Source organism: Mediterranea massiliensis, assembly GCF_900128475.1.
Classification (GTDB): domain Bacteria; phylum Bacteroidota; class Bacteroidia; order Bacteroidales; family Bacteroidaceae; genus Bacteroides; species Bacteroides massiliensis_E.
This window is the reverse complement of sequence record NZ_LT635839.1, coordinates 632,261-644,032: the sequence shown is the minus strand read 5'-3', so window position 1 is coordinate 644,032 and position 11,772 is coordinate 632,261. Positions and strand designations below refer to the sequence as shown.

At 43.6% G+C, this 11,772-nt stretch carries 7 protein-coding genes; all 7 read right to left on the bottom strand.

The window, feature by feature from the left end:
* Nucleotide 1: 1 nt before the first annotated feature.
* Entirely contained in the window at nucleotides 2–1,561 is a 1,560-nt protein-coding gene (locus BQ7483_RS16245; RefSeq protein ID WP_072546603.1) for a hypothetical protein, read from the bottom strand.
* A 14-nt stretch (nucleotides 1,562–1,575) separates the two neighbouring features.
* Nucleotides 1,576–3,606 (bottom strand): glucosidase family protein, encoded by a 2,031-nt coding sequence (locus tag BQ7483_RS16240; RefSeq protein ID WP_139247680.1) that lies wholly within the window; start codon nucleotides 3,604–3,606, stop codon nucleotides 1,576–1,578.
* A 5-nt stretch (nucleotides 3,607–3,611) separates the two neighbouring features.
* Nucleotides 3,612–3,935, bottom strand: a complete 324-nt coding sequence (locus BQ7483_RS18090; protein WP_235847387.1) for a GH36 C-terminal domain-containing protein — start codon at nucleotides 3,933–3,935, stop codon at nucleotides 3,612–3,614.
* A gap of 30 nt (nucleotides 3,936–3,965) precedes the next feature.
* On the bottom strand, nucleotides 3,966–5,786 hold the full coding sequence (locus BQ7483_RS16235; protein ID WP_235847386.1) for an alpha-galactosidase: 1,821 nt from the start codon (nucleotides 5,784–5,786) through the stop codon (nucleotides 3,966–3,968).
* 12 nt (nucleotides 5,787–5,798) lie between these two features.
* Nucleotides 5,799–7,952, bottom strand: coding sequence for a glycoside hydrolase family 31 protein (locus BQ7483_RS16230; protein ID WP_072546775.1), 2,154 nt, complete (start codon nucleotides 7,950–7,952; stop codon nucleotides 5,799–5,801).
* Between the two features lie 49 nt (nucleotides 7,953–8,001).
* A complete protein-coding gene (locus BQ7483_RS16225) occupies nucleotides 8,002–9,165 on the bottom strand; it encodes an IS4 family transposase (RefSeq protein ID WP_072546602.1) in 1,164 nt (387 codons plus the stop codon).
* A gap of 165 nt (nucleotides 9,166–9,330) precedes the next feature.
* On the bottom strand, nucleotides 9,331–11,766 hold the full coding sequence (locus BQ7483_RS16220) for a glycoside hydrolase family 2 protein (protein WP_407657226.1): 2,436 nt from the start codon (nucleotides 11,764–11,766) through the stop codon (nucleotides 9,331–9,333).
* Between the last annotated feature and the right edge of the window lie 6 nt (nucleotides 11,767–11,772).

Sequence of the window (11,772 nt, the reverse complement as noted above, 5' to 3'; positions counted from 1 at the left end):
TTTACTTATTTAAAATTGTTAAATCCAGATTCTTATGCCGGGCCATTAGCTGGGCAACATAAAGAGAACGGGGAAATACATTCGACTCATTCTGACCTTCCCAACGAGCATCCGGACGACCGGACAAACGTCCTTGCACTTTCTTACCCTTCAAACCAATGCAATAATTATCGCCCGAAGCCCATGGAGACTGGATAGCTGCCCCCTTCGCCCTACAATTCCATAACACCTGAGTAACTCCAGCCCATCCGTGACCCGATCCCCAGTTGCCGCGATCCTGTACATTAATCTCGCCATCGGTATAAACGTTATCATACAAAGTCCCAGATGCCCAACGATGGTGCGGACCAATATCTGCATAAGTTTGCGATGCGATACAATTGTAAAACACATTCGGACCACATACTTTGGCACCTGTCACAAAATCATGCCTCCCTTCCGTTGCTTGACAATTCATAAACAAATTCTGCTGCCCGCAATTATTAAACGAATAGCGGAACCCACCTGTTATCATAGACTTCATTTCCAGACAACGGCAATCTGCCACCGTCACATTCTTGGAAGCCGTATCACAACTTATACCAGCATAACCGAAATAACGACATGTAATATTACACGCCCAACAATTTTCAACCTTATCAAAGAGTAAACCGATCCACCCATGGTTGGTATCCTCATAATCTTCAAACTCAGACTCTAAACATATACTCATGACACCAACTTCACGGATACGTCCATTAAACGAATATTTATAAACTTCTCCACCGCCATACTTTTCCTCCATCTGCATGACAATGGGATTATCAATATATATCCGTTTACCTTCTACCTTTATGACCTCACGTTCATAGGAAAGATTATATTCAGAAGCTTTCCATTGGCGGGTACCCTTTCGTTCCACAATACAATCCATCCGAATATCATGAATCCACTCATCTGTACCGGGACGAACAACAATTACACGATCACCTGGACGAAAAGCATTGGATTTCTCCACAGTAAGAGAAGTGGTCCCTACAGGGACAAAATGATCCGTAATGCGAACACGTGTCCCTTCAATTTCCTCCACACGGCCTTTACCTGATACCTTAATCAAAGGGAAACGTTCCTTACCTACAGCCAGCAAACAAGTCTCGTGCACATTATCACCCTCACCCATCAGCACGATACCGCTTTGACTGATCTGAATCGTACCATGCACAGGATACAAACCACGTTTCAGCAAAATCGTTCCACGATGTCCATCAGCATCCGGCTGCTTGCGCGACACTTCATCAATTGCCGCCTGAATCATCGGTCGATTATCCTTTCCCTCAACCGGAGTTAACACTACGTCTATCACTTTCGGAAATGGCAAGGAACGATTACCATGATGATAACCCACCTGACTGAAATCAGGAATAGTATTCCCCTTTTCATCAGGAATATAAATCAATTTACCCTCGGATGTAATCCGAACGAACGATGACTGCCAACCTGAAGACAATTTAATTTGTCCACACAGACTCGCAGAACAAAAAAGGCACAATATCAGCCAGAAACCTTGAAATAACCTCTTCATTTGTTTTTCATTCTTTATAAACTCACACGAATACTTTGCCCTCCAGACACTAATTTACTCATCACTGACTTCCCGTCTTTTCGAATATCCACCCGAAGTTTATTATTCTCTTCACGCGACACATGAATGTCAAAATCAGAATTGAAAGCACGTATTTTGTTCAGATTCATGTATGCCCATTCCTCCGGTAAACGAGGAGTCAGTTCAAAACTACGCAATCCGATGGGCCGAATGCCGAAAAGTCCTTCCGTATAAATGCGACAATATAGTCCACTCTCAGCAGAAAGATGGCGCTGATCACCTTCTGGCCAAGCCTCAATCGCATAAGGTACATGCTCACCCAGTAAACGACGACGAGAATATTTCTTTAAAAAGGCAACGCCTTTTTCTACTTCACCAGCCGCAATGGTTCCCCGAAGAGCATAAAGCGTAGACCGATCCCAAAAGGTCTTTGTACCAGCTTGTGTCAGCAAACCATCGTCTGTCCACAGACGAGAAGAGAACAATGCGTCAACAGTTCCCTCCGCACGGGTATAGATGCCCATAACCAGTGGCATGCAAATCCAAGAACGGAGAATATCGTTACCCTTATAATATCGGTAACTGTGAAAGCCCTCAATTTCAGAGCCAAAATATTCTTCAATGGCTCGCTCCATAGCCTTTGCCCTCTTCTCGTAATCATGGCATTGTTTTCTATCTATCCCGAGTTCACGCCCGAGCCAAGCTACAGAACGCAAAGCATCATAATACAAGGTCGATGTACAGAGATTGGCTTCACCTGCAGGAAAACGGTTCTCCAATTCATCAGAATCAGAAGCCACAACTCCCTCAGGTGTCAATTTCCGATTACAATACTCCAGACACCACTCGATAAGAGGCCACAATTCCTTTGCTTCAGCCAAATTGCCGCGAGCCAATGCATAACGAGCAGCACCATAAGCTATCATCGCCCCATCGCCACGATCCTTAGCACCATGCCACGTCCCAATTCCTTCCGAAATGATAGAACTGGGTATGGGCGTGTATTCAGGATTCATATAACGAGCAAAATGACGAAACGAATTCAGTGCTGACTCATTGCCGATACCATATCCTAAGAAAGGAAAGAAAGGGTTAATATATTCAGCCTGATCATTAGCCCATATTGCAGCATAATAAGCTTCTCCACCAGGGCCGTGCATCAGGCCTCCTTTTGTACGATAAATACTTTCAGCGCCACGAAGTTTGGCAAAAGCAAACATCCGGTTCAAGACTGGGTCAGGTGTCTCAAGCACCAGATTATTCCACCATTGTTTCACCAAATCCAAACGAGCAGAACGTTCTTTCTTCACATCCTCAACTGAAAGCAGAGACTTGTTGACACCCTGGACCTTCTCTCCAGAAAAAACTGCATAGAAATCCAACGAATCACCAGGATTTAACAAAAATACTCCCGAACTGGAAAGAGAAGCTTCCACACGATAACTTCCATATACCCCAGCTTCCTCAGGTGTTGTATAAGCGACCTTCCATTCAGGTACTCGTAGATTAATCGAATTTTGACTATTATTTTTGAATATATATTCCTCAATATATCTAGCAGACTCTGTCGAAGGATAGAAACAACGAGTCACATGAATCGTGTGGTGTTGTTCTTTTCGACGGTGAATATAGCTAAAGTCACTTTCCACGCGCATGATTCCGTTAAATGTCACGCTACGTACAATCTCGTGCAACAACGTTTGATCATTCACGGTGACCAACAATGGAATATTCACGTCGAAACGCTGTTTTAAATTATCCTGTGTCTTGTTGGGCTTCATCCGAAGCATGGGAAACACTAAGCTTCGATTCACATGAAATCTACAGTTAGCATCCACCCCGTAACGAAGCACTACAGACAATTGTTGTCCGCTCATTTCCAAATGATCTTCATGAGGTAGTCTCTCGCTTGGAATCCATTGAATAGATCCATCCTGACAAATATGCCAACGGTCAGCTACGTCTTCTACAGCCCCAACAGGAAGGTAGAGCCACAATGCCATTATACATAAAAAAAATTTCATATCTATCAATCATTTATTTTTCTGAAAATAAGAATAGCACTCTCGAATTTAGTACTCAATGGATTTTCGATTCCCTGTTCCATCAACTCGTTGCCACTAACTACCTGCTTATGGATGCGGAAACGAGAATTTCTTCCCTGTGGCAAATTTACTTCTTCAACTAGATAATCGGCATCAGAAGCCAACCCTTCCAAATAAACTTGAGGTACTCGACCATCTTCCAATTGATATAAATAAACAACAGCATCATTTTGATTAGGAGACACATAACTCAATGAAGCTACTGGATGATCATAAGGGGATATTAAACGGTAAATCTCTCCCTTCATTACCAATGAACGAATGCGTTCTTTATACAATCAGACGCCATCTGCAAGCAGTTCACGTTCACTAGTGGTAGCTTTGTCAAGTGCCAAGTCAATGCCAAAAGCACCGCTCAACGCCACATCGATGGCTAATTTCAGATGCCGCTTTCCCTTTCGAGTGACATGCGCAGAAATAGAACTTGCCGGGAAAAAATGAGAAAATCCCCATTGTATCTTGATACGAGCCAACGGATCGGTGTTGTCGCTTGGCCAAAAGCTGTGAAAATAAGGAAGTGCACCATAGTCCACACGTCCAGCTCCACCGGCACAAAGCATAGCCATGACATTAGGAAAATCCCTTGCAAAACGCCTCATTAATCTATAAAGAGTCCACGTATAATCCCTCCACAAATGACTCTGTTTATTAGGAGGTAAATAGCTGGATCCCGGCTGGGTAATATAACGGTTACAATCCCACTTGACATATGTTATGCCAGGATTAGGCCGTAACGTTTTATCGATAATACCCCATTCAAAAGCTTGTACTTCTGGCCGGGTCAAATCCAAGATCTCCTGATTCCGTCCCAAAATAGGAGCACGTCTAGGTTGAGTAATTATCCAATCCGGATGTTTCTGATAGAGTTCACTTTTCGGATTAACCATTTCCGGTTCCAGCCAAATTCCAAATTTCACTTTGCGCTTAAGCGCCTCGCGGGCAATATACGATAAGCCATGTGGCAATTTTTTAGCGGAAGGCTCCCAATCACCCAAACCGCGTTTATCGTCGTCACGCGAATAAAGGCCATTGCCAAACCATCCATCGTCCAACAAAAAAAGTTCTACACCTATCTGGCGTGCCTCGTCGAACAATTTCACCAACCGTTCTTCATCAAAGTCACAATGGGTAGCCTCCCAGTTATTTAGCAACACTGGACGATCTTTCTGTGAATCGCGTATACCATACTTCATCGCCCAACGATGATAACGTCGACTAGCTTCTCCTTTACCCTGTTTACTATAGGCATAAAGCATAGCCGGAGTAGTAAATATTTTACCTGTTTCCAACTGATAATGTGCCTCTATAGGGTTCATTCCTGTCAACAAACGAAGATTGCTGTTCCAGTCCATATCAAAAGCGAACTGGAAACTTCCACTCCACCGTAACGATCCGGCCAACGCTTCACCCTTCCTCTCGTCGGCTGGAGCATTCAAAGCAAGCATAAACGAAGGAATACGCATTTGATGGGTACGAACACCCAATTTAGAGTCCAAAATTTTAATTCCTCCTGAAAGACGTTCTTCTGACAAAGTTGCTTCTCGCTTATAATTACCGGAAAACTGAGTTAGCCAATATTCGTTGGCTTTAATAATCGGAGCAGCAGAAGCAAAACGGTAAAGAGTCACTGTACCATTTTCTTCATGTCGTACTTCATTCCAAATTTCCATCATACTTTGATTCTCATAACTACGAATATGGACATTGACGTAAAACGGATAAACAGGATCCTTTAATAAGATTGTCGTCTTCCGAATTCCTTTTTCCTCTTCCGTCGTCTGATGCCCCATATAGTGAAGTTCAGTAGATGTATTTCCATCTACGTGAGTGACCTGTAGAGCAGGCTCGGTCAGCACACCATTACCATAAGGAGGGAAAAATTCCCATTCGCGCGAAGGAATCTTAGAAGGCATGGGCACTTTTTGGACAGCATCACCGAATCCCAACTGATACAATCGATTGTCGGTACCAACCATAAAAGTCAGTTTCAGTTCGCCAGAAGTAATTTCAAACCATTCCTTTAGAGGGGAACTATCAGCCGCATGAAGCCAAAGTGTACAAACATAAAATAAAACTAATATGCCAATTCTTATCTTCATATATTTTTGTTATTATTTATCAGTTGTCATAAACTTCCACGTAACCTTGGCTATATTATCAAGCTTTCCCTTTTCTGCCTTGGAAATAGTACCCTTCAAACGATCTTTTTCATCATAGATTACATTGATTTCCCTCCAAGAAAATATTCCTTTCTTATAATCAAACGTTTCTCCGTCATCGTCATACAGGAAATATCGTCCTTCTGCTTTTCCATAATGCCGTATTTCCAGATTTATCTTCTGCCCTGCCTTAGGAGCATGCAACATAGGTTCCATCATTGGAATAATAGCCCCATCCTTAACAAAAACAGGGATATGGTCCAAACCAGGTGATACGGTTATCCGTTCACCGTTACCAACATACTCACCCGTATAGAAATCATACCAATTCCCTTTAGGGAGAACGACGTAACGTTCTTTCTGCCCTGTAAACATTGGAGCTACCAAAAGATACTCACCGGCCATGTACTGATCCTTTATTTCTTTCGAAATGGCTTCCATATATGGATTATCATCCAAATTATCATTTTCCACTTCCATACGAACCGATTGTTTTGGATTAAATCCGGATTCCAAATTGACGGCACGGAACGGAGGAATACCATCAAAATGATAACGCGCAAATTCTGTATACCAATAAGGCATCATCCGCATACGTAAGATTGCATATTCCTTAACTTGTTCAGCAACTTCTGGAAACGACCACGGTTTAGTGCCATTGGACCAAGCATTAATCATGGCCATCGGCGAAAATACCACAGACTGAAAACGTCTCAACCACTCTTCTCCCGTCTTAGAGCTGCGCACTTCAGGAGTCCACAACACTCCGCAAAAGCCTGAATTAACCAATGCTGTTATAAAATCCTGATGGCTATAATAATCATTATAAATCACATAAGGAAAGGAACTGGCTCCCGCATTGGATCCACGAACCAAACCGAATGTACGCTGATTATATTTTTCATATAACTTCGAAGTAGTACGTTGCATCCACAATCCATACGTCTGACGCATCTGTTCAGCAGGAATTCCACTCGGAAAAGTTGCCACATCGGGCCACAAATATCGATCATATCCATCTACCTCATCAATTTTATAACCACTAACACCTATACAAACATGCTCCTTTTCCAGTTTATCCATCCAAAGCTGACGAGCAAGACTGTCAGCCATATCGGGAACAATACCACACCATACCGTATGGGAACCGCTAACAGGATACATCCGCTTATATATATCTGATTCAGGAGAAAGATAAGGATTAGTCCACAAATTAATACGCACTCCCTTTTTTGCCATCTTTTTGATAAAATCAACAGGATTTGGGAAACGCTTTTTATCCCATTCCAACGTACAGGGATAAGCTTTACTTTGCCAACCAGGTTCCAAACCTATAAAATCCAATGGAAATCCACGACGTTCAAATTCATCTATTTCTCTTTCCACATCATCAGCCGTATATAATTTCTGCGTACGTTGTGTAAAACCCAGTCCCCAGCGAGGAGGCAAAGCGCCACCCCCACAATACAAATTATAACGACGAATGGCATCCATCGGAGTAGGCCCTGCAAAAAGAAAAATCTCCACACCTCGTGCAGGAACCAAAATAGAAACTGCATCAGAATAAGGAGCAGACGTCCAATCCTTATTTGTATTCCTGTCTCTGGCAATCGGGGCGTTAGGACTATCCTTACGTACGCCACTCCCTGCATAAACAGTCAAATAACGAGCTGAATTAACCAAAATGCCATAGCCCAAACTGGATACATAAAAAGGAACAGGGGCATGTGTACGTCCATTGTCTTTACCACCATAATGATCCACGTGTAGATTCAGAATTTTTCCACGCTGATGAACCGTCTGAAAATTTAGCCCAAACCCAAATATTTGTTCTTCCTTTTCCAACGGTATCTGAAGATATGTCTTTCCATCCTGAATTGTTCCAACAATTTCATTTGCCAACTCTGGCAAATGTACCTCAGGCAAGCGTGTAAAACCTTCTTTCAAAGGAAGAACCCCTGCGACCGCCAACAACGAATAATCCTCAGGCGTTCCTATTACACCTTTCCAAACACCAGGTGCCATTTGTTGCCACACAATCTGTGCTTGTACAGGATATAACAAAAAGCAAACAACTATTCCCAATATAATTTTTTTTGTTTTCATTTTAATTCCTAAAACATTAGTGTCCAATAAAAATGGACGAGTTAAAAATTTAATCAAATAGTCCTTCAAAAAGGGGACAATCGAGTTCTTTGACATCATTGAAATTAGTCTTATCGAACAGGTCACGTAAGTGGGTTTTGTCCGTTAGAGAGATACTTAGAATCTGCAAAACTTCGTAAATTGAGCGTTTCAATTGCATATCGTGTTGAACTATAGCTACGAGACAGTAAGTAATGATCGCCACACTGATTTGAATGCGGACAGCGTTTTCTGTTGTACCCCAGAACCTCTTTATTTTAAGGTGTTGCTTTAGCCATTTGAAAAAGAGCTCGACCAACCACCTTTTCTTATAGAGATTGGCAATATCCAATGCAGAGACATGTGTTGCATTCGTTAGGAAAGTAAACTCACGGTCATCCTCTTCATCGTAGTAACGAATGAGTCGGAATAACTCGGGATATTTCTTCTCTGAGAGATATCCGGTCAGTTTCACTTCAGCATCGGTCAGTACATACTTAGGCATCCTGCGCTTCCATTTAACCGTTGTACATTTCAAGTTCGTCTTAGCTCTGACAACGAAAAAGGAACCTGTCAGGTGAATCCGATATAATTCCTTAAAAGAATCATAAGCCCTGTCGAATATATAATAAGCATTTGGTTCATAATGGATTGAGTACATCGCCGTAGAGTCATGTTTCGATGCTGCGGTTACAGTATAGAAGGCAGGAACTTGTGCTTCAATGTCATATAAGACATGAGCTTTGACACCTCCTTTCTTTCTTCGGAACTTCGCCCATGGAAATGTGGCTAGACACAACGGAATAGTTGTTGAATCAAAAGCATACTTATTTCCTGGAATTTCCAAGATATTGGTTGCTCGCTTTTCGCAAGCTTCCTTCATCATATAGAATGCGAAGTCTTCAAAGATTCTGTAGTCACGATTCTGATTAGCATAAGCGAGGGTGGCTTTGGCTATTGGATTGCGTCCCAAGCCAAGATGATATTGCTTGGAACGATGCGCTTCAAAAGCTACAATTAGGTCGCGAAGGCTCTCACGATTGCTCAGTTGTCCGAACATCATAGCAAGTAACTGATTCCAGCAAGTGAATTGCTTCACGTAGCGATTACCATCATACTTGCGAACGAAGTTGTTGAACTGTGTTCTGTTCAGAAAAGCGGTAAGTTGAGCGAATACGTATTTATCTTGGTTCATAAGCGGTCTTCAATTTGACCGCTAAACTACAAATTCAAATCCGTTTCATTCAGAAATACTACTTAAAAGACTGTATTTCAATAATTTCAAAGACCGATTAGCCAACTTTTATTGGACAGTAGTGTTCCTAAAATAATTGTTATAAAATCATTTTATGTAAATTCATCATTTGATTTGTAGAAAAGCAGTAGCTACTCCCTCTGCCTTAACCGATACATAGGAAACACCGCCATTCAGTCGCACACGGATTCGAGCCCTGCCATTTTGGGCCTGTACCTTACGAGAACCGATAGAAGTCCCCTGATTCTGAATCAGAGCTCCGTCTCCAGTCAGGCCAAAGTAAACAAAATCGTCAGTATCCAGGCATTTCACACCGTTCCTGTCCACCAAATAAGCCTCAACCTCTGCTATTCCGTCGGCGACCATCGAGGAAGTTACCTCAAGGCGAGCGGGTTTCTCCCATTTTTCGGTCTGATATTCAAAGGAAACCTCATCTTCCACCACAACCTTTCCGTGCGAAACGGCTTTCAGCACATTCTTCCCTTTCTGAAATTTCATGTGCCAATGGAGGCCGGCGGCAGGGAAGTCCTGTGAATTTCTTTTTCTGATACCCTGGCTCACTCCATTCAAAAACAATTCGACCTCTCCATAATTGGAATAAACCAGCACCTCCTGCTCCTGGTCAGGCTCTCCCCAACGGATGGGCCACGTGTGTCCATAAATATGAACCATTGGCTTGCTGGCCCAATAAGACTGGAAGACGTAATATGCTTCCTTCTTCGTGAAATCGCGCTCCACCACTCCCTTCTGATTGACATAAGGGACAGGATTCTCAGGACGGACAGGTGTGGAAAAATCCTTGAAGGGCCAGTAGGCCGTACCCGTCAGCCACGGCATAGTTTCCTGTTCCTTCAGATGCCAGTCTATCAGGCGTACAATATAGGATTCGCTCCACTCGTTCTTCTTCTTTGTCCAAGCTTTCAGATAGCTTTCCGTATCCCAACCGCCATCAATAACCTCGTTGTGGCGACCGGCATGGCTGTCTCCGCCCCACTCCACATGCAGGAAACGCTTCACCTTCTCCATTTCTTTTCGCGAGGTTTCCTTGTAATCGGTAAACACACCGCCATACCATCCTCGCCAGATGGAAGGTGAATAAACATCCACAATGTCGCTACAGAAGGCACAACGGCGGATAGCCGTCAGGCGACTGGCATCCAAACGATGGGCTAAAGTATGCAATCCGCTCATGAATGCACGAATCTTGGCCTTGTCGAATTCAGGGAAATCATTGGGCCAATCATTCTCGTTGCCCAGCCCCCAGATGATGACAGAAGGATGATTGTAGTGTTGCTCTATCATATGAGTGAGCATCCGCTTGGCCTGCGCCTGATATGCCTCACCTCCCAAACCTCCTCGACACCAAGGGATTTCCTCCCACACCAGGATACCCAGTTCGTCACAAAGATTCAAAATGATTTCCGATTGCTGATAATGCCCCAAACGGATAAAGTTGACACCCATCTGCTTCATCATCTTCATCTCCTCCACCATCTGCTCTTCGGTCATCGCTGCTCCCACGCCGGCATGGTCTTCGTGGCGGTGGGTTCCCCTCAACAAAAGTCTCTCACCGTTCAAAAAGAACGGGCCTTTCTCCTGAAACTCATACGTACGGAAGCCGAAACGCTCCGTAGACTCCCATGTCTGTCCATCGGCCGTAACAGATACCCGACAGGTGTACAGATTCGGAGCATCTACATGCCACCAGACGGGTTTCTGAATCTCAATATCTTCCACATGAAAATCGCCCAACGGCACCATCGAATCTATCTGACGAGAAGCCACGACTTCACCTTGCGGATTCTCGATTTCGATAGAGACAAAAGCCGTTTTCACATCCGTGGGATTATAAAAATGTCCTGTAATGTTCACCGCTCCACGCTTGGAGGCAGGCACTTCGGGAGTAATCTGCAACGAACTGACCGAAACAGCAGGCGTATATACCAAATTGACATAACGGTAAAGTCCTCCATAAAGGTTAAAGTCTGACAAGTCGGAAGGAATCATTTCCGCATCGCGTGAATTGTCACAACGGATACTCAACGGCACTTTTCCCTTGAAACGTTCCGCATCTTTAGTTCCCAGAAAACGATTAACCGCTTCCGTAATGTCTACATTCCAGCTGTCGTAACCTCCTACATGAGAGGCTACCTTCTCCATATATACATATACTTCGGTCTTCTGCCCGGCTCCTTCAAACTCCAGCAACACACGTCCGCCGACATAAGGATTGTTCACATCAAGCTGCGTCTTGTACCAACCCGGCCCCTGATAATAATTCACATCAGGATCTACTCCATCTTCCGCATTGAAGCAATGCGGAAGAGTAACCGGCGTCCATATCGGCTGACATTCGGGCTGTCCCTTCCGTACAGGGCGCACCAGTTCCCAAACGTTGCCCACATCACCCTTCAGGAATTGCCAATCTTCAATCAATCTAATTTTTTTGTCTTTGGCCACAGGAATCTTGGCACACAAATCCATACTTACGCAACAAAGACAAAAAAGGAGAAAGCAACAACGTTCAATCCATCCACTCATATGCAA

Excerpts from the sequence above, each read along its gene's own strand:
- BQ7483_RS16235 (WP_235847386.1), bottom strand. The coding sequence starts at position 5,786 with ATGAAGATAAGAATTGGCATATTAGTTTTATTTTATGTTTGTACACTT.
- BQ7483_RS16240 (WP_139247680.1), bottom strand. The coding sequence starts at position 3,606 with ATGAAATTTTTTTTATGTATAATGGCATTGTGGCTCTACCTTCCTGTT.
- BQ7483_RS16230 (WP_072546775.1), bottom strand. The coding sequence starts at position 7,952 with ATGAAAACAAAAAAAATTATATTGGGAATAGTTGTTTGCTTTTTGTTA.
- BQ7483_RS16220 (WP_407657226.1), bottom strand. The coding sequence starts at position 11,766 with ATGAGTGGATGGATTGAACGTTGTTGCTTTCTCCTTTTTTGTCTTTGT.
- BQ7483_RS16225 (WP_072546602.1), bottom strand. The coding sequence starts at position 9,165 with ATGAACCAAGATAAATACGTATTCGCTCAACTTACCGCTTTTCTGAAC.
- BQ7483_RS16245 (WP_072546603.1), bottom strand. The coding sequence starts at position 1,561 with ATGAAGAGGTTATTTCAAGGTTTCTGGCTGATATTGTGCCTTTTTTGT.
- BQ7483_RS18090 (WP_235847387.1), bottom strand. The coding sequence starts at position 3,935 with ATGAAGGGAGAGATTTACCGTTTAATATCCCCTTATGATCATCCAGTA.